This is a genomic window from Roseibium sp. (assembly GCF_039982295.1).
GTDB lineage: Bacteria > Pseudomonadota > Alphaproteobacteria > Rhizobiales > Stappiaceae > Roseibium.
In genome coordinates, this window is record NZ_JBDWYP010000087.1 from 46,321 (window position 1) to 64,132 (window position 17,812).

20 protein-coding genes are annotated in these 17,812 nt (G+C 57.6%); 15 read left to right on the plus strand and 5 right to left on the minus strand.

The window, feature by feature from the left end; all coding sequences use genetic code 11:
* Window positions 1-62 precede the first annotated feature (62 nt).
* From ABJZ52_RS18505 to ABJZ52_RS18575, 15 genes are all read left to right on the plus strand, one after another.
* A complete protein-coding gene (locus tag ABJZ52_RS18505; RefSeq protein ID WP_348184932.1) occupies window positions 63-560 on the plus strand; it encodes an NUDIX domain-containing protein in 498 nt (165 codons plus the stop codon).
* Complete coding sequence (locus ABJZ52_RS18510) at window positions 557-1,570, plus strand: NAD(P)H-dependent glycerol-3-phosphate dehydrogenase (RefSeq protein WP_348184930.1); 1,014 nt, start codon at window positions 557-559, stop codon at window positions 1,568-1,570. Before ABJZ52_RS18505 ends, ABJZ52_RS18510 begins: the two co-directional genes overlap by 4 nt.
* A gap of 77 nt (window positions 1,571-1,647) precedes the next feature.
* Window positions 1,648-1,938 carry a YciI-like protein gene (locus ABJZ52_RS18515; protein ID WP_348184928.1) on the plus strand — a complete coding sequence of 97 codons (291 nt, stop codon included), beginning with the start codon at window positions 1,648-1,650 and terminating at the stop codon, window positions 1,936-1,938.
* Complete coding sequence (locus ABJZ52_RS18520) at window positions 1,939-2,364, plus strand: EVE domain-containing protein (protein WP_348184926.1); 426 nt, start codon at window positions 1,939-1,941, stop codon at window positions 2,362-2,364.
* Between the two features lie 18 nt (window positions 2,365-2,382).
* Complete coding sequence (locus ABJZ52_RS18525; RefSeq protein WP_348184924.1) at window positions 2,383-3,045, plus strand: methyltransferase; 663 nt, start codon at window positions 2,383-2,385, stop codon at window positions 3,043-3,045.
* 139 nt (window positions 3,046-3,184) lie between these two features.
* Complete coding sequence (locus ABJZ52_RS18530) at window positions 3,185-4,357, plus strand: M20 aminoacylase family protein (protein WP_348184922.1); 1,173 nt, start codon at window positions 3,185-3,187, stop codon at window positions 4,355-4,357.
* 66 nt (window positions 4,358-4,423) lie between these two features.
* Window positions 4,424-5,221, plus strand: a complete 798-nt coding sequence (locus ABJZ52_RS18535; RefSeq protein WP_348184920.1) for an ATP-binding protein — start codon at window positions 4,424-4,426, stop codon at window positions 5,219-5,221.
* A gap of 72 nt (window positions 5,222-5,293) precedes the next feature.
* The gene (locus ABJZ52_RS18540) at window positions 5,294-5,995 is read left to right on the plus strand and encodes a sulfite exporter TauE/SafE family protein (RefSeq protein WP_348184918.1); all 702 of its coding nucleotides are present in this window, start codon (window positions 5,294-5,296) and stop codon (window positions 5,993-5,995) included.
* Window positions 5,996-6,120: 125 nt separating this feature from the next.
* The gene (leuB, locus tag ABJZ52_RS18545) at window positions 6,121-7,233 is read left to right on the plus strand and encodes a 3-isopropylmalate dehydrogenase (protein ID WP_348184916.1); all 1,113 of its coding nucleotides are present in this window, start codon (window positions 6,121-6,123) and stop codon (window positions 7,231-7,233) included.
* Window positions 7,234-7,337: 104 nt separating this feature from the next.
* Window positions 7,338-7,754: a hypothetical protein gene (locus tag ABJZ52_RS18550; protein ID WP_348184914.1), complete on the plus strand. Its 417-nt coding sequence runs from the start codon at window positions 7,338-7,340 to the stop codon at window positions 7,752-7,754.
* A 243-nt stretch (window positions 7,755-7,997) separates the two neighbouring features.
* Window positions 7,998-10,160, plus strand: coding sequence for a methyl-accepting chemotaxis protein (locus ABJZ52_RS18555; RefSeq protein WP_348184912.1), 2,163 nt, complete (start codon window positions 7,998-8,000; stop codon window positions 10,158-10,160).
* Window positions 10,161-10,588: 428 nt separating this feature from the next.
* Window positions 10,589-10,741 carry a hypothetical protein gene (locus ABJZ52_RS18560; protein WP_348184910.1) on the plus strand — a complete coding sequence of 51 codons (153 nt, stop codon included), beginning with the start codon at window positions 10,589-10,591 and terminating at the stop codon, window positions 10,739-10,741.
* A 128-nt stretch (window positions 10,742-10,869) separates the two neighbouring features.
* Window positions 10,870-10,992 carry a hypothetical protein gene (locus ABJZ52_RS18565; protein ID WP_348184908.1) on the plus strand — a complete coding sequence of 41 codons (123 nt, stop codon included), beginning with the start codon at window positions 10,870-10,872 and terminating at the stop codon, window positions 10,990-10,992.
* Window positions 10,993-11,096: 104 nt separating this feature from the next.
* Entirely contained in the window at window positions 11,097-12,131 is a 1,035-nt protein-coding gene (locus tag ABJZ52_RS18570) for an aspartate-semialdehyde dehydrogenase (RefSeq protein WP_348184906.1), read from the plus strand.
* Window positions 12,132-12,204: 73 nt separating this feature from the next.
* A complete protein-coding gene (locus tag ABJZ52_RS18575; RefSeq protein WP_348184904.1) occupies window positions 12,205-12,939 on the plus strand; it encodes a TenA family protein in 735 nt (244 codons plus the stop codon).
* Window positions 12,940-12,974: 35 nt separating this feature from the next.
* Here ABJZ52_RS18575 and ABJZ52_RS18580 read toward each other — a convergent pair whose 3' ends face one another.
* From ABJZ52_RS18580 to typA, 5 genes are all read right to left on the minus strand, one after another.
* A complete protein-coding gene (locus tag ABJZ52_RS18580) occupies window positions 12,975-13,628 on the minus strand; it encodes a carbonic anhydrase (RefSeq protein WP_348184902.1) in 654 nt (217 codons plus the stop codon).
* A 161-nt stretch (window positions 13,629-13,789) separates the two neighbouring features.
* Window positions 13,790-14,101, minus strand: coding sequence for a transcriptional regulator (locus tag ABJZ52_RS18585; protein ID WP_348184900.1), 312 nt, complete (start codon window positions 14,099-14,101; stop codon window positions 13,790-13,792).
* Between the two features lie 4 nt (window positions 14,102-14,105).
* Entirely contained in the window at window positions 14,106-15,086 is a 981-nt protein-coding gene (locus tag ABJZ52_RS18590) for a sodium-dependent bicarbonate transport family permease (protein WP_348184898.1), read from the minus strand.
* A gap of 170 nt (window positions 15,087-15,256) precedes the next feature.
* The gene (locus tag ABJZ52_RS18595) at window positions 15,257-15,640 is read right to left on the minus strand and encodes a hypothetical protein (protein ID WP_348184896.1); all 384 of its coding nucleotides are present in this window, start codon (window positions 15,638-15,640) and stop codon (window positions 15,257-15,259) included.
* A gap of 180 nt (window positions 15,641-15,820) precedes the next feature.
* On the minus strand, window positions 15,821-17,650 hold the full coding sequence (typA, locus tag ABJZ52_RS18600; protein ID WP_348184894.1) for a translational GTPase TypA: 1,830 nt from the start codon (window positions 17,648-17,650) through the stop codon (window positions 15,821-15,823).
* Between the last annotated feature and the right edge of the window lie 162 nt (window positions 17,651-17,812).

Here is a 17,812-nt window from a genome sequence, read left to right on the forward strand (position 1 = left end):
CGGTTTCCCAGCCGCCGCGAAGTTGATAGGAAGTGTGATCTTTCCTGGCATCGGATTCGATTATGCGCATCTACCACAAGGCCTATGTCTATCTGACCTGTGGCAACAGGTTGCTGGTTTTTGATGAGCCGGATACGCCCGAACTCGGCCTGCAGGTGCCCGGCGGCACCATCGACCCTGGCGAAAGTTACCTGATCGGCGCGCGCCGCGAGTTCATCGAGGAAACCGGCCTCAATCTGGACACCGCCTTCGAGCATTTCGCGGACCAGGATCTCCCACTTGAGATCATGGCTGCCGATGGCGAAGTCCAGGCACCGCTGAACAGGCCCCTCAAGGGCCGCCACTTGCGCAAACTCTACCACGCCAGGATCGACACGGTGCCGCAGGAAGAGTGGGAGCATTTCGAAATGAGCCCCAGCAACGGCGGCCCTCCGATCCGCTTCCGCTTGTTCTGGCTGGATCTGCATGATCCAAGAGCAATGGATCCAGCTAAATTCTTTGCCGAGTTTGGCGCTCAACTGGAGTCGTTGCGCCAGCGTATTCAAGGAGCTAGACCATGAGGCAGATCAACAAGATTGCCGTTCTTGGCGGCGGCGCCTGGGGCACTGCTCTGGCCTTGACCGCGGCCCGCGCCGGTCGGCAGGTGACCCTGTGGGCCCGCGATCCGAATGTTGTTTCCGAGATCAGATCGCGCCAGCACAATCCACGTTATCTGCCCGGGATTACCTTCGACGAGGAAATCGACGCAACCAGCGACTTGCGCGACGTCGGCTCCGCCGATGCACTGCTTCTGGTTACCCCTGCACAAACGACAAGGGAAACACTGCGCGCACTTTCTGAAGTCGGCAGCTTCGCCGTTCCGATCGTCCTCTGCGCCAAGGGCATCGAACAGAGCTCCGGAAAACTGCTTTCACAGGTCCTTGCAGAAGAATTGCCGGATGCAATTCCAGCCGTCCTGTCCGGCCCCAGTTTCGCCGATGACGTTGCAAAGGGCCTGCCAACTGCGGTCACCACTGCCTGCGAAAACAGCGACGCGGCCGAAATGCTGGCAAGCGCCATGGCCGCACCGTCTTTCCGCCCTTACGCATCAACTGATGTCACCGGCGCGCAGGTCGGCGGCGCGCTCAAGAATGTGCTCGCTATCGCCTGCGGCGCCGTCGTGGGCCGGAAGCTCGGCGCAAGCGCGCAAGCGGCTCTCACGGCCCGAGGCTTTGCCGAACTGACACGGCTTGGTTCAGCGCTCGGCGCGCAAAATGAGACTCTTACCGGACTGTCCGGCCTCGGCGACCTTGTTCTCACCTGCTCTTCGACACAATCTCGCAATTTCCGTTTTGGCATCGAGCTGGGCGAAGGCCGAAAAGCCGCTGACCTGATCGCTGCGGGCGGCAAATTGGCAGAAGGAGCCCATACAGCCAAAGTTGCCGTTGAGCTCGGTCGCCGCCACAATGTGGAATTGCCAATTTGCGAGGTCGTCGCGGCGATCATCAGCGGCTCCTTGTCCATCGACAAGGCGCTGACCACCCTCATGTCCCGGCCCTTGAAGCATGAGGCCGAAAGCGGCCGGAACTGACCAGATGTTTTGGCGAGACCCCATTGAGTTTCACCAGGGTCAGACCTAACCTCCGGCGAAAACAGGAGACCTCTTCAATGCTCTATGCTCTAATCTGCACAGACAAACCGGGCGCACTTCAGGTCCGTCTCGACAACCGCGCCGCCCATCTCGAGTTCCTAAAAGGTCTCGGCGATGGTCTCAAGGCAGCTGGCCCTTTCCTGGACGACGACGGCAACATGACAGGCTCTCTGGTCGTGATCGAGGCGGCGAACCGCGAGGAAGCACTCGCCATTTCCCAGGAAGATCCCTATGCGCATGCCGGTCTTTTCGAAAGCGTTGAGATCCGTCCATGGAACTGGGCCATCAAGAATCCGGAGACAAAGTAAGTGCAATACTGGCTAATCAAGTCCGAGCCGGACAAATGGTCCTGGGAACAGCAGAAGGCCAAGGGCGAAGAAGGCGAACCCTGGGATGGCATTCGCAACTACCAGGCGCGCAACAACATGCGAACGATGGAAATCGGCGACAAAGCGTTTTTCTATCATTCCAACATCGGCAAGGAAGTTGTTGGCGTCGTCGAAGTTTGCAGCGAAATTCACCCTGACCCGAAGACGGACGACCCCCGCTGGGAATGCGTCGACTTCAAAGCCGTTTGCGACATTCCCAAGCCCGTCACTCTGGCAGATGTCAAGGCCGAACCACGGCTTGCCGACATGTCGCTCGTCACCTCGATGCGCCTGTCGGTTCAGCCGGTGAAGGAAGACGAGTGGAACCTCGTTTGCGAAATGGGCGGACTGGACAAACCGGCCTGACACGACCGGAGCACGGATTTGAATCGCATCAAGGACCCTCGGTCATTCATTCGCGAACAGACGCGTATCAAACCCGTCCCCCACGCAGAAGAGATTCGGCTCCACGTCGCCGATGAGGCCATGGAGCTATGGCAAAAGACCGAGGACGAGCTTGGCGCCCTCGGCCTGCCGCCCCCATTCTGGGCTTTCGCCTGGGCCGGTGGACAAGCCCTTGCCCGTTATATTCTCGACCATCCAGAGATCGTTCGTGGCAAGATGGTGCTTGATTTCGCAAGCGGCTCCGGTCTGGTCGCTATAGCGGCCATGATGGCCGGGGCCAAGCATTGCAGAGCAGTGGATATTGACCCTTTCGCGCTGGAAGCCGGTCGCCTGAACGCCGCCCTAAATGATGTCGCCATCGACTTTGAAAATAACGACATCACAACTGGCCCGGCTCCCGCCGTCGATGTCGTCTTTTGCGGCGATGTTTTCTACGACCGGCCAATGGCAGCCCACGTCCTCACTTTTATCGACCGGGTCCTGGCCAGCGGAACGCTGGTTTTCATCGGCGATCCGGGCCGCTCCTACCTGCCGAAAGAGCGGCTGGATCATCTCGCAACCTATACAGTCCCCGTCATTGGCGCCCTGGAAGACGCCGAGGTGAAGAAATCCAGTGTCTACCGCTTCCTGCCGTTGCGCTGATTAATCGCAGCGAAAAAAGTTGGCATGCCTTCTTTTTCAGCGAGTTTGTGCTTTTCCTTTTGATCATTTGGAGTAGGCTGGAACGCAACGGGCTCCGCCCGGCACCTTCCTCCAAGTTCTTGTTTCCAAGGAGTTTTAAATGCCAATCGTCAATCGTCTGGCCGATTTTCACGATGAGATCACTGCTTGGCGCCGTGATTTCCACGAGAACCCTGAAATCCTTTATGAAACTGTTCGCACCGCAGAAAAGGTCGCCGAGCTTTTGAAGGGATTTGGTGTCGATGAAGTTGTAACCGGCATCGGACAAACCGGCGTTGTGGGTGTGATCAAGGGCAAGAACGGCGGCGCCGGCAAGACCATCGGCATGCGCGCCGACATGGACGCCCTGCCGATCAACGAGATCACCGGCAAGGAATACGCGTCCAAGACGCCGGGCAAAATGCACGCCTGCGGCCATGACGGCCACACCTCCATGCTGCTCGGTGCTGCGAAATACCTGGCAGAAACCCGCAACTTCGACGGAACCGTTGTGGTGATTTTCCAGCCTGCCGAAGAAGGTGGCGCTGGCGCCAAGGCCATGATCGACGACGGCCTGATGACCCGCTGGAACATCGACGAAGTCTACGGCATGCACAACTATCCGGGCATGCCGGTCGGCGAATTCGCGATCCGCAAAGGTGCATTGATGGCAGCAACCGACGAGTTCGGCGTCAAGATCACCGGTCGCGGTGGCCATGCCGCCAAACCCCATGAAACCATCGACCCGATTGTCGCCGGCTCACAGATCGTGACCGCCCTGCAGACCATCGCCAGCCGCAATGCCGACCCGCTGAAATCTGTCGTGGTTTCAGTGACTGTCTTCGAAGCCGGAAATGCCTTCAACGTCATTCCGCAGGAAGCCACCTTGCGCGGCACCGTACGCACCCTTGACCCCGGCGTCCGCAAGCTCGCCGAAGAGCGTTTCAAGGCCATCGTGACCTCCATCGCCGAAGGCATGGGAGCGACGGCTGAAATCGACTATATCCTCGGCTATCCGGTTGTTGTGAACCATGACGAGGAAACGGACTTCGCGGCGAAGATTGCCGAGGAAGTCGCCGGGCAAGGCAAAGTCAACCGCGATCTGCCACCGATGATGGGCGGCGAGGATTTCGCCTATATGCTGGAGGAACGGCCGGGTGCCTTCATCTTCGCCGGCAACGGCGACAGCGCCGGTCTGCATCATCCCATGTATGACTTCGACGACAATGCCATCCCCTACGGTTGCTCCTATTGGGTGCGACTGGCCGAAACGGCATTGCCTGTCGCCGCCTGATCCGGCTATGCAAGAACAAGGCGCCGATGCACCGGCGCCTTGTTTTCGGAGGCCAAGCACATCGACATGGTTCGTTTCGCCAGCAACCGCCTGTCCCTGATGACAGCCTACCTGCTGCTCGGCGCCATTGTCGGCGTCTTTGTCATTCACCCGCTCAATCTCATCGTCGTCTGGTGGGAACTTTCCCGCTTCTCCGAAACGGCTCCGACATTCTGGGAGTTCATGAGCGGCCGGTTGTGGTTGATCCTCTTTCCACGTCACTTCGACATTGTTATCGCCTACGCCATCATGGGCGCCATTGTCGGCGTCACCTTCGGGCTTTTCACGCGCAACTACGTCAACACCGCGAGAGCCTATAAATCTCTGCGCGAGGAACAGATTGCACTCATCCCCGACATCATTCGGCAGGGCGAAAGTGCGCGCGTCGAGTTCAAGTCATCGGTGCGTTGGGATATCAACGAGAACCGCATCAACAGGAGTCTGGAGAAGGTCATAGCCAAGACCATCGCCGGCTTTTTCAACGCACAGGGCGGCTATCTTGTTATCGGCGTTGATGACAGCGGTACGCCGCTCGGGCTCGACAACGACCTGTCGACCCTGAAACAACCTGACCTCGACAGTTTCGAAAGAACGCTCAACGACATCGTGACCAAAAGCCTGGGCGGCGATCTTTGTCCGTTCATTCACACAGTCTTCGCCAAGATTGACGGAAAGGATGTTGCCATGGTGATCATCCGGCCTGCTCCTCGTGCAGCCCATCTGGCCGACGGCAGGTCCTCCCTGTTTTATGTCAGAAGCGGCAATTCCACCCGGCAGCTGGATGTGCGCGAAGCAATCAACTATGCGCGCAGCAGATGGTCTTGAGCATTGATCCCCAGCCTTCCCGCCCTTTTTCCTTCTGAGCTTTCGCTGTTTGTGAGCCTTGGCCTGATTGCCGTGAGTTTCGTGACCTCGGCACTGACGGCAGCCCTTGGTCTTGGAGGCGGCATTGCCTTAATCGCCATCATGGCGAGCGTTATGCCAAGCGCTGCCTTGGTGCCCATTCATGGCATTGTCCAACTGGGGTCCAACGCAGGCCGTGCCCTGGTCCAGATCCGACACGTCGACTGGTTGATCCTTGCCTGGTTCTCGGCCGGCGCTCTGTTTGGCGCAGCCATCGGCGGCTCGATCGCGATCAATCTTCCACCGCCCTACCTGCGTCTTGGAATTGCCTGTTTCATCCTATGGGTGGTGTGGGGACGGCCTCCGCGTTTCGGCAAAACAGGCCGGCCTGCCATGGGTGCCGCCGGCTTCGCGGCGACGCTTCTTTCCATGTTCTTCGGAGCAACGGGTCCCATCGGAGCCAGTGTCCTCGGGACTCTCGGCCTGTCCCGGCATGGTTTTGTCGCCAATCAGGCAGTGACCGCACTCGTGATGCATATTTTCAAAGTGGTCACCTTTGGCTTTCTTGGTTTTGCCTTTGCGCCGTGGGCACCACTCGTCATCATGATGATCGCCAGCGGCTTTCTGGGCACGCTTGCCGGCAGCAAGCTGCTCAACAAGATGCCAGAAGCCACCTTCAAGAAGGGGTTCAAGGTGATCATGACCCTTCTTGCACTCAATCTCATCTGGCAAGCACTTAGGCTTCTCATGGCTTGATTGACCTTTTGCATCGCCATCATTGAACTCTTTGCAAGCCTCACTCCCTTGCCAGACACAGGGAGAGGCGCTAACCCAATCGCCATCTGGTTTCTCATCCATAAGAACACACGGGACGGACACCCATGGCGACACATAATCTGCTTCTCCTGCCGGGCGACGGCATCGGTCCGGAAATCATGACCGAAGTGAAGAAGGTCATTTCCTGGTTCAACGCCCGTGGCGGCGATACATTCGAAACCGACGAAGGCCTCGTCGGCGGCGCAGCCTATGATGCGCACGGTCAAGCCATATCCGAAGAAGACATGGCCAAGGCCATGGCGTCGGACGCTGTGATCTTCGGTGCTGTCGGCGGTCCGAAATGGGACGACGTCGCCTATGAACATCGCCCTGAAGCCGGCCTTTTGCGTCTGCGCAAGGACATGGAGCTTTTCGCCAACCTGCGCCCTGCCATCTGTTACCCGGCTCTCGCCGATGCCTCTTCCCTGAAGAAGGACATCATCGAGGGCCTCGATATCCTGATCGTGCGTGAACTGACCGGCGGCGTCTATTTTGGTGAACCAAAAGAAATCACCGACCTTGGCAACGGCCAGAAGCGCGGTGTCGATACGCAGGTCTATGACACCTACGAGATCGAGCGCATCTCCAAGGTCGCTTTCGAACTGGCCCGCACCCGCAACAACAAAGTCACCTCCATGGAAAAGCGGAACGTGATGAAGTCCGGCGTGCTCTGGAACGAAGTTGCCACCGACACACACAACAACGGCTACGAAGACGTGCAGCTCGAGCACATGCTGGCCGACGCCGGCGGCATGCAGCTTGTGCGCTGGCCCAAGCAGTTCGACGTCATCGTTACCGACAATCTGTTCGGTGACATGCTGTCGGATGTTGCTGCCATGCTGACCGGATCGCTCGGCATGCTGCCGTCCGCATCGCTCGGCGCGCCAGATGCCAAGACTGGCCGCCGCAAGGCCATGTATGAGCCGGTGCACGGCTCAGCCCCGGACATCGCCGGCACGGGCGCTGCAAACCCGATCGCCATGATCGCCTCCTTCGGCATGGCCCTGCGTTATTCCTTTGAGCTGGTGGAAGCCGCTGACATGCTCGACAAGGCCATCGCAAACACCCTCGAAAAAGGCCTGCGGACCAAGGACATCGCAGCGGCTGGCGAAGCCACCATCTCCACCGCCGAGATGGGCGATGCCATCGTTGCAGAGCTGGATGCCCTGAGCGCCTGATCACGGTTTATTTCACAAACGGCCGCCAGGATGGGTTTCCTCCTGGTGGCCGTTTTCTTTATAAGCGCCCAAAGCCCCTTCTCCCTGACGACAGGACCTCGACCATGAGCGACAAGATCGGCCCCTTTCTCGGCACCTGGATCCTCGATGCAGCCAAGAGCGATTTTGAGCAAGGCGATCCGCCAAAGAGCGCGACGCTGAAGATTGAGGACAACTTCGGCATGGCAGTGTTCACGATGAACACCGTGTCCGCCGACGGCGAAGTCACCAATGACACCTTTGAGGCCTTGCCGGACGGTCCGGAAGTCAAACTGGGCAAGAGCGGTCTGGTCGACGCGATGCGCCTCGTCTTCGACGGCGACGACAAGCTGGTTTCAGAGGCACGCCGCGGCGGCCTCACGATCATGAAGGCCACCCGTGAACTCTCCACAGACCGCCAAACCCTGACGGTAACCCAGGTCGTCCACCTGGTCGACGTCGACAGCTTCACAAACGTCTCGGTCTACAAGCGTGCACAGTAGAGTGTCCGAGGCCGCCCCCATTTCCCAACGCGATCAAGCCTGGGAAGAGCAGACTGAGTATAGGTATATTTATCAAGGATAAGATCAAGAAATTACTCAAAAGGCATCCGGATATGCTGTATTCTTGATATTATACTATCAGATATGCAATATTCGAACCCGGAACTATTCAAATTTAGACAATAATTAACTTTCGCACATGATCCTTTGCTCAAATAGAGGGTTGTGATCATGTGGAATAGATTGACGATTAAAACGAAGGTTCCTCTGGCCATTGTGGGCTTCGCTGTATTGGTTGGCGCAGGTGTTGGCCTGGCCAGTTATTATTCGGCAGCGTTCGAAACACAGGAATTGACTGAACAACGATTAATGGTCGTTGCAAAGGATCGCCGCGCCAGCCTGGATTCCTATCTCAAGTCAATCGAAACAGATCTCGAGATTATCGCAGACCTTCCTTACACGGCTGAAGCAATCCGCGAATTTGGGTCCGCATGGGATGAGATCGACGGGTCACACACCGAAGTCCTCAAAACCGCTTACATCACCGACAATCCCAATCCACTTGGTGAGAAGCACAAGCTCGACAAGGCGCCCACGGGCACCTCGTATGACGCCACCCATGGAAAGTATCATCCCTGGTTCCGCGAACTTCTTGAGGGCCGCGGCTATTACGATGTCTTCCTGTTCGACACTGCAGGAAACCTGATTTACACGGTCTTCAAGGAAGAAGACTACGCCACAAACTTCCTTGCGGGAGGCGGCAAGTGGGCGGCAACGGATCTGGGGAACGCCTACAGAGACGGTCTTGCGGCACAAAAGGGCTCGATTCACTTCTATGACTTCAAGCCCTACGCACCGAGCAACGGTGTGCCAGCAAGTTTCATGTCGACGCCGGTCTTTAGCGAGGGTGAAAAAATCGGTGTGATTGTCTATCAGATGCCGATCGACAACATCAATGCGATCATGGCACACAACGAAGGCTTGGGAACAACAGGCGAGACAGTCATTCTTGGCGAAGATCGCCTCTTCCGGAATGACTCCGGCTTCTCGGACAACAACGATATTCTGGCCACCAGCCTCGACAGCACAGCCATTACACTTGGCTTTGCGGGCAAGGAAGGTGTCGGCATAAATTCCAGTTACCGTGACATGGCATTTCAGGAAGTCGCAGTGCCATTTGTCTTCGAGGGCGTCAATTGGGTCATCGTAGCCATGCAGGGCGAAGATGAAGCTGCCGAGCCGCTTGCAATCTTGCGCAACTGGATGTTGACGGCAGGAGGTGTCCTGTTCGTGCTGGCAGTGGTTGGTGGATACTTCATCGCCCTTTCCTTCACACGGCCGATCAGCAGTCTGGTGTCAGACATGAGGGCTGTTGCCGAAGACAATCTTGAAACTGAGATCAGCACCGCCGATCGCGACGACGAAATCGGAGACATGGGCCGTGCTGTCCAGGTGTTCCTCGACAGCGCAAGATCTCGCAAGCACTTGGAGGCCAACGCAGGTGAGAAACAACAGGCCGAACGGGCCCGCCAGGAAGAATTGAACCAGCTTGTGGTCAATTTCAATCAGACGATCTCGTCAATCCAGTCGAGACTGGAAGATCGCACCGGGTCGATGTCAAACACCGCAAAATCAATGGTCGGCATCGCAGAAGAAGCCTCAAGCGCTGCGAGCACGGCCTTGTCTGCCTCGGGAGATGCGACCCACAATGTTCAGGCAGCCGCATCAGCCGCCGAACAATTGGCGTCCTCGATTCAGGAAATAGCGCAGCACACCGGCAAGGCACTCGACATCACGAGTGAAGCTGCCGACGTTGCCCGGGCAACAGATGAAGACGTGACCTCCCTGGCAAATGCTGCAGAAAAGATCGGCGAAGTCATCGAGATCATCCGGGCAATTGCCGAGCAGACCAATCTCCTGGCGCTCAACGCAACCATTGAAGCCGCGCGTGCCGGTGAAGCCGGCAAGGGGTTTGCTGTTGTGGCTGCGGAAGTCAAGGAACTGTCAACCCAGACCGCCAAGGCAACAGACGAAATTGCAACGCAGGTCGCCGGCGTTCAGGCCTCGACCCAGAACGCAGTCGAAGCCATCAAGGCAATTGGGACGCGTATGCAGGATGTTCAGGAAGTTACCTCCGCAATTGCCTCTGCGGTTGAGGAGCAGGGTGCCGCGACCGGAGATATCAGCAGCAGCATCTCTCTTGCGGCCTCTGGCAGCGGCAACGCCTCGTCCAATGTGGAAGGCTTGGCCGACGCCATCGCCCGCACAAAGGACAGCTCAACGGCAGTGGACCAGACCTCCGGCGAACTCTCCCACGTTAGCGCCGAGCTCTCGGACGCGGTCCAGAGCTTCATCAAAGGCGTCGTCGAAATCGGCGAGCGGTCCAATCAAAGCGAAGCTGCCTGAGCATCATCGCTTCAGGCACACGCTGACCTCGCGCCAAATCTGAAAATTGAAAACGCCCGGATGCAGGCATCAGCAACCGGGCGTTTTCTTTGGTCGGTCTTGGGAGGACCGGACTGGATAGGCTCACCCGTTCATCAAGCGGAATGCCGTTTTTTGCTCATGCGTCATCATAACAAGGTGTCGTGGCAAGTCTCACATGCCACAAGATTTAAAGGTATGACAAACGCGGCATGAAGCTTCCCAAGGGGCCTCGCAAGGTCCCAATTTCGAGCGCGAAACTAGGCGAGCCGCATGGCAGATTGGTGACAGTCGCTTGAAGTTCTCTTGACACCCCCTCCGAGCGAGCGACGACCTGCCCTGTTTCCTTTCCGCTCTGGACCAGACTTACATCCTTCAAGATCAGGTCAGGCGGCGGAAAGAGACCGTTCATGACAACAAGAGATTTCCCGGCCAGGGGGTACGAGCAGCGCCCTGACCTGGCCCAACGTGCGAGGCGCAAGCGGCATCCGGGCGCACTCCTGTTCACAACGGAAGCCGGGCTGCGCTACTTCAGCAGCTTCAGAACGCAGTTCAACAAATAACATCACCGGCTGAACCTGTTTCCGCCGTCGACCTTGCGCCCTGCCGGTCGACCGTTGAAAAGCGGGCAGTTGACATCGGTTTCTTTCCGCGCCAAAAGTCACCGGTAATTTGCAACTGGAGCTTAGGCATGGCTCGGCGCAGCGCCGACATCGCGAAAAAGCAGACGACGGTTTTCGCCGTCGCCGCTTTTGCCTGCGCAACCCCTGCTCCGACAACCACCGTCAAACCGACTACGACCACCACCGCGTAACGGTGCCGCTCGTCCCGCTCCCCGGGGATGGGGGGCGCTGAAAGGCCGGCTGGTCCTGGGACCGGGCGCCGGCTGAAGCGGGGAGACGGATGAGGAATTTCAACATGGGTTACAAGATCGCAATCGTGGGCGCCACCGGCAACGTTGGACGGGAAATGCTCGACATTCTCGCCGAGCGCGGCTTTCCCGCCGATGAAGTCGTTGCACTGGCATCGCGCCGTTCGCAGGGCACGGAAGTTTCCTTCGGCGACAAGACCTTGAAGGTCCAGGCCATGGAGAACTACGACTTCTCCGACACTGACATCTGCCTGATGTCCGCAGGCGGTTCGGTCGCCAAGGAATGGGCTCCCAGGATCGGAGCCAAAGGCTGCGTCGTGATCGACAACTCGTCGGCCTGGCGTTACGACGCGGACGTGCCGCTGATCGTTCCCGAAGTCAATGCCGATGCAATCACCGGCTTTTCCAAGAAGAACATCATCGCCAATCCGAACTGCTCGACCGCGCAGCTGGTTGTCGCACTGAAGCCGCTGCACGAGGCAGCGAAGATCAAGCGCGTTGTCGTCTCGACCTATCAATCGGTCTCCGGCGGTGGCAAAGACGCTATGGAAGAGCTGTTCAACCAGACCCGTGCTGTCTTCGTGAATGACCCGATCGAACCGGAGAAATTCACCAAGCGCATCGCCTTCAATGTCATTCCGCATATCGATAGCTTTATGGAAGACGGCTACACGAAGGAAGAGTGGAAGGTTCTCGCCGAGACCAAGAAGATGCTCGACCCGAAGATCAAGGTCACTTGCACCGCAGTCCGTGTTCCGGTCTTTATTGGCCACTCCGAGAGCGTCAACATCGAATTCGAGAACGAGATCTCTGCGGACGAGGCACGCAACATTCTGCGTGAAGCACCAGGGTGCCTGGTGATCGACAAGCAGGAAGACGGCGGCTACATGACGCCATACGAAAGCGCCGGTGAAGATGCGACCTACATCTCCCGTATCCGTGAAGATGCAACCATCGAGAACGGGCTGAACATGTGGGTGGTCTCTGACAACCTTCGCAAGGGCGCAGCACTCAACACAGTTCAGATCGCCGAGGTTCTGGTCAACCGCGGCCTGATTCAGCCGAAGAAGGCAGCGGCCTAACGACTTCATGGATCAAGCGCATTCACGAAACTGCGCTTGATCCAATGGCCTTCCAGGTCACGTGGCAAGTCAGATGCCCAATCACATGAAAGACGCCGTCGTGGCCGTCACACAAGCATCCTCGTTTCAAGACTATCAGGCCGAGACGCCATCAGCCCGCTTCAGCGACTGGCTGGTTCTTCAGACCGGCTCGGATTGGAATGCTGCCACCGAGCATGATTTCACAAGAGCCATTGGCGACGGCGCCATGCCCGATCCCGCCTATGTGCGGTATCTCATCGAAGACTATACCTTCATCACCGATCTTGCCTCGACCCTCGGCTACCTGGTCGCAAAAGCACCGACCATGCGATCCAAGGCTCGACTGAGCGCGTTTCTTGCGCTGCTAACATCTGAAGAAAACGATTATTTTGAGCGGTCGTTTGCAGCCCTGAATGTCTCCGAGACGACCTACAGGACAGCGGCTCAGGGGCCAGTCACCCGACAATTTTCCGAACTCCTGCTGACCTCATCCGGCAAGGGCAGTTACGCCGAAGGCCTTGCGTGCCTGCTTTGCGCCGAATGGGTATACCTGACCTGGGGGCTGCGCGAAGCCGGGAAACCGCGCCCGGAGGCTTTCTACCTCGCAGAATGGATCGACCTTCATGCGGTCCTGGGCTTTGAGAGCTTCGTCGGCTGGCTGCGTGAAGAGATGGATGTCGTCGGCAAAGCGCTGAGCGAGACCGAACAGAAGCAGGTCGCGCAATGCTTCAAGGGCATGTGCGCACTGGAAGTTGCCTTTTTCGATGCGGTCTGGGAGGGCTCTTAAGCCCGCCCAAACCCTTTCGAGATAGCGACCAAGACTCACTCGGTTGGCGTGCCTGAAACCGCCGTTTCAAATTTTTCCGTGTGAGGGTCCATCACCCTCAGTTCACCTGAGCCGATGTCGAACCACGCCCCGTGCAGACTCAGCTCCCCCTTGGCGACGGCCTCTTCCACGAATGAGAATGTGTGCAGGTTCTTCAGCGACTGGCGCACACCGGCATATTCCATGGCCAGTTGCGGATCATCGATCTTGTCGACCGGCATGCACGCCATGGCGATGGCGGCCGGTTCAAGCAGCTTGATCCAACGGCCGATAAAATCCCCCTTGAAGGCAGGTGCATTGGCATTCTCCCGGAATGCCTGAACACCACCGCATTTGGCGTGCCCCATGACAACCACATGCTGAACCTTCAGCGCTGTCACCGCATATTCCAAGGCCGCACTCGTGCCATGCTGGCCCTCGGTTTCCTCGTAAGGAGGGACCAGGTTGGCAACGTTGCGCAACACGAAGAGCTCGCCAGGTCCCGCGTGGAAGATCCCTTCCGGCGTGACGCGGCTATCACAACACGAGATGACCATGACCTCGGGCTTCTGGCCATAGACCGCGAGGTGTTCATGCGTTTCCTTGTAACGAACAAAGCCCTTTTCAAAGTATCGACCATACCCGGTCAACAAACTTTCAGGAAATGTCAAAACTTCGGCCTCCGTAAGCGACAATCGACAAGACTTGACCGCTTATAGGAGAAACAGGACGGCGATGCCAACACGCAGTCAACTCCGACCGTCCAGCCGCGCGTTCAGAAGCAAGCCACTTCAGGGAAGGATGAAATCCAAGTGTTGTGGCAGATGATTTGTTAAAATCGCTCGGTTCGAAGCACCTGGCAATCGGTGACGCTGACCACCCCGATGTGCCGCTGCACAACTTTGAAGGCTGCATCCAGAAGACCTTCAAGCAGCTCTTCCCGAATGATACAGATTACAGCAACCATGCCGCCGGCACGTGACACCTGACCCTCGCGGCTCCAGCGGCCAGACCGACCACTTCCGCCCAGAACCGGCAGCACCGTGTATCCGGTGACGCCCGCCTCGCTCAAGGCACCGGTCAAACGAGATTCCATCGGGCTCTCGATGATAATCTCGACCCGTTTTGCAATACTTGTTTCCATCAGCCTACCCTCCCCACGCTGTCGCCATTGCAAGATACAGCGGAATACCGAGCGTCAGATTGAAGGGAAATGTGATCCCCAACGACAATGTCAGATAAATCGAAGGATTTGCTTCCGGCAATGCAACGCGCATGGCTGCAGGAACTGCAATATAGGAAGCAGACGCCGACAAGGTCATCAGCAGCATAGAACCGCCGGGCGATAGCCCCAGAAGAACAGCTGCGGCAAGTCCGAATGCGGAGCCAACCAACGGCATGATCACACCGAACAGTACAAGACCCGGACGCAAGACATTTGCGCTCGTACGCAAGCCTCGACCCGCAACCAGCCCCATGTCCAGCAGGAACAGGCACAAGACGCCCTTGAATGGTGAAACGATGAAGCTCTCAATGTCGGCAAGTCCCTTCGGACCGGTAATGAATCCTATCAGAAAAGACCCGATCAAGAGCACGATGGAGCCATTCAGCAGGATCTCGCGCCAAAGTCCGCTTTCCGCTCCTTGTTCCTGGGTCTGACCACGGGTTGCCAGCCAAAGTGCGGACAAGATCGCGGGCGCTTCCATGCCTGCAGCAACGGCCACCATATAGCCTTCCGTCGCAATGCCCTGACTTTGCAGAACGGATGTCGCAGCGACGAAGGTCACGATCGAAATCGAGCCATAGTGCCCGGCCACTGCAGCAGCATCCGTTCGCCCCAGGCCAGTCATGACGTTCAAAAGCCCAAAGGCAACAATCGGCAGAACAAACGAAAGCAAAAGTCCGGCGATCAGCGTCATCACCAAGCTTGCATCAACGCCGTGATCGCTGACGCTCACACCGCCCTTGTAGCCGATGGCAAAGAGCAGATAGATCGAGAGGGCCTTCGCCGCGGCCTCTGGAACAGTCAGGTCGGATCGCAAAAAAGACGCGACCAGCCCCAAGACGAAAAACAGGATAATCGGCGACAACAGATTGGTCGCCGCAAGGCTAAGGATGGTATCCAGCACGCCATACTTCCCATAAACCCGCTCACTTTATGAAATAGCGAATACGGGAACCAAATAGCTCCAGTCCGTATAAAGAACACTGCACAACGCCACAAGCCTTGGAAGCCCCGGCAAGCTTCGAGTCGAAGCTCCACCGCAGTTCTGGGCCGATCAGGCAGGACTAGGACAGCTCAAGTCGAAACGTTGAGGCTGTGTCTCTCTTCCTGTGTGCCATGATCCTCATAGGCATGGCGCACAGTCTCCGGAGCCTGATGCTCCGGCGCACCGAGCGTGCTCGGGCGCCGCACCGTCGTCTTTTTAGGGTCGAGAACATGCTGTGCCGTTGCCCGATAGGCGGCAACGCCGTCAAGACGGTGATCTTCATGGTGTTCTGCATCAACAAGAACAGCCGGCGCCTCGTCGGAGGAACCGGTGTCGGGATCATGGCGCTGCGCGCGTGACTCTTTACTGTTGTGCTCATCCCGCGGGTCGTCCCGGCGCTCCCGGTCCGGCGGGTATTCTGTCGCATGCGCCACGACGGGGGCCGCAGGTGGCCTTTCAATCGTCGTTGGCATAATGGCCTCCTGGCCAGCTTTTAAGACGCGCCCTTCTGGCAGCATCATGAGAAGTCTGGCAAGAAAAGATTAACAAAGATTTACGTTTCGTAAACAACATGTGCCATCCTGACTCATGTGTCCGAACAAAAAAAAGCGGGCCTTGGCCCGCTTTTCAATCTCTCCGGTGATGCGACAGGCTTAGCCTGCAACCGCACCCTTGTTGGCCGCACGGCTCACGCGCTTGCGATCGTTCGGATCAAGCAGGAACTTCCGCAGGCGAATTGACTCCGGCGTCACCTCAACCAATTCATCGTCAGCGATGTAGGACAGCGCAGCCTCGAGGCTGAGACGGATCGGGGTCGTCAGCTTGACCGCGTCATCCTTGCCGGACGAACGCATGTTGGTGAGCTGCTTGCCCTTCAGAACGTTGACTTCCAGGTCGTTGCCACGTGTGTGTTCGCCAACGATCATGCCTTGATACACCTTGGTGCCCGGATCAATCATCATCGGGCCACGGTCTTCAAGGTTGTACAGTGCGAAGGCCACGGCCTCACCATTGCCGTTCGACAGCAGAACGCCGGTGTGACGGCCCTGGATCGGCCCCTTGTGGGGTGCATAGCCATGGAACAGGCGGTTGAAGATGGCAGATCCGCGCGTGTCGGACATCAACTCGGCCTGGTAACCGATCAACCCACGTGTCGGGGCCAGGAAGACCAGGCGACTGCGGTTTGCGCCGGAAGAGCGCATTTCCAGCAGGTCCGCTTTGCGTTCCTGAAGCTTCTGAACCACAGCACCGGAGAATTCCTCATCCACATCGATGATGACTTCTTCGATCGGCTCCAGCAGCTTTCCGTCTTCGTCTTTCTGGAAGACAACACGCGGACGGCCGACGCCCAACTCGAAGCCTTCACGCCGCATGTTTTCAATCAGGATCGCCAGAAGCAATTCGCCGCGGCCTGCCACGATGAATGCATCCGGTTCATCTGTTTCTTCGATCTTCAGAGCAACGTTGCCCTCGGCTTCCTTCAGCAGGCGTTCGCGGATCACACGAGACTGAACCTTGGAGCCTTCATTGCCAGCCAGCGGACTGTTGTTGACCCGGAAGGTCATCGACAGCGTCGGCGGATCAATCGGCTGTGCCTGGATCGGCTCAGTGACATCCGGCGCACAGATGGTATCTGCAACAGTTGCCTTGGTCAGACCTGCGATGGAAACGATATCGCCGGCTTCACCTTGCTCGATCGATGTACGCTCAAGTCCGCGGAAAGCCTGGATCTTGGAAATACGGCCGGTCTCGACCGTCTTGCCATCACGGGACAGCGCCTTCACAGCCATATTCGGGAGAGCCGTTCCAGCGGCGATCCGGCCCGTCAGGATGCGGCCCAGGAACGGGTCGGACTGGATCGTTGTCGCCAGCATCTTGAAAGAGCCTTCCTCGGAAACAGGCTCGGCAACCTTCTCGACAACCATGTCCAGAAGTGCGTCCATGTTTTCCTGAGGTCCGTCCGGCTCGTTGGCCATCCATTCCTGCTTGGCAGATCCGTAGAGGACAGGGAAGTCGAGCTGATCTTCGTTGGCATCCAGGGATGCGAAGAGATCAAAGACTTCATCAAGCACTTCGTCAGCACGCTGCTCAGGCTTGTCGATTTTGTTGATCGCAACGATCGGCTTGAGGCCGAGCTTCAGGGCCTTGCCGAGCACGAACTTCGTCTGCGGCATCGGACCTTCGGCGGCATCCACCAGCAGGATCACACCGTCGACCATGTGAAGGATACGCTCCACCTCACCGCCGAAATCGGCGTGGCCCGGAGTGTCCACGATGTTGATGCGAGTGTCTTTCCAGACCAGCGACGTCACTTTCGCGAGAATGGTGATACCACGCTCACGCTCGATGTCGTTGGAGTCCATCATGCGCTCTTCCGTGCGCTGATTTTCGCGGAATGCTCCGGACTGCTTCAGCAGGACGTCGATGAGAGTTGTCTTGCCATGGTCGACGTGTGCGATGATGGCGATATTGCGCAAGTTCATTTCAGGGCTCCAAAAGACATTAGCGGACCTGAGGGGCCCGCAGCGGATGTCTTGGCTCACGTTTGTTCGGAAATCGGCCACGGCGGCCGAAATTTGCGCTCTATATAGTCCGAAGCGGCTTTATGTGCAATGCGAAGAGATTGCCTGTGATTGACATGATTA

Excerpts from the sequence above, each read along its gene's own strand:
- ABJZ52_RS18565 (WP_348184908.1), top strand. The coding sequence starts at position 10,870 with ATGGCTCGGCGCAGCGCCGACATCGCGAAAAAGCAGACGACGGTTTTC.
- ABJZ52_RS18505 (WP_348184932.1), top strand. The coding sequence starts at position 63 with ATGCGCATCTACCACAAGGCCTATGTCTATCTGACCTGTGGCAACAGG.
- ABJZ52_RS18575 (WP_348184904.1), top strand. The coding sequence starts at position 12,205 with ATGCCCAATCACATGAAAGACGCCGTCGTGGCCGTCACACAAGCATCC.
- ABJZ52_RS18585 (WP_348184900.1), bottom strand. The coding sequence starts at position 14,101 with ATGGAAACAAGTATTGCAAAACGGGTCGAGATTATCATCGAGAGCCCG.
- typA (WP_348184894.1), bottom strand. The coding sequence starts at position 17,650 with ATGAACTTGCGCAATATCGCCATCATCGCACACGTCGACCATGGCAAG.
- ABJZ52_RS18510 (WP_348184930.1), top strand. The coding sequence starts at position 557 with ATGAGGCAGATCAACAAGATTGCCGTTCTTGGCGGCGGCGCCTGGGGC.
- ABJZ52_RS18595 (WP_348184896.1), bottom strand. The coding sequence starts at position 15,640 with ATGCCAACGACGATTGAAAGGCCACCTGCGGCCCCCGTCGTGGCGCAT.
- ABJZ52_RS18550 (WP_348184914.1), top strand. The coding sequence starts at position 7,338 with ATGAGCGACAAGATCGGCCCCTTTCTCGGCACCTGGATCCTCGATGCA.
- leuB (WP_348184916.1), top strand. The coding sequence starts at position 6,121 with ATGGCGACACATAATCTGCTTCTCCTGCCGGGCGACGGCATCGGTCCG.
- ABJZ52_RS18535 (WP_348184920.1), top strand. The coding sequence starts at position 4,424 with ATGGTTCGTTTCGCCAGCAACCGCCTGTCCCTGATGACAGCCTACCTG.
- ABJZ52_RS18530 (WP_348184922.1), top strand. The coding sequence starts at position 3,185 with ATGCCAATCGTCAATCGTCTGGCCGATTTTCACGATGAGATCACTGCT.
- ABJZ52_RS18515 (WP_348184928.1), top strand. The coding sequence starts at position 1,648 with ATGCTCTATGCTCTAATCTGCACAGACAAACCGGGCGCACTTCAGGTC.
- ABJZ52_RS18560 (WP_348184910.1), top strand. The coding sequence starts at position 10,589 with ATGACAACAAGAGATTTCCCGGCCAGGGGGTACGAGCAGCGCCCTGAC.
- ABJZ52_RS18570 (WP_348184906.1), top strand. The coding sequence starts at position 11,097 with ATGGGTTACAAGATCGCAATCGTGGGCGCCACCGGCAACGTTGGACGG.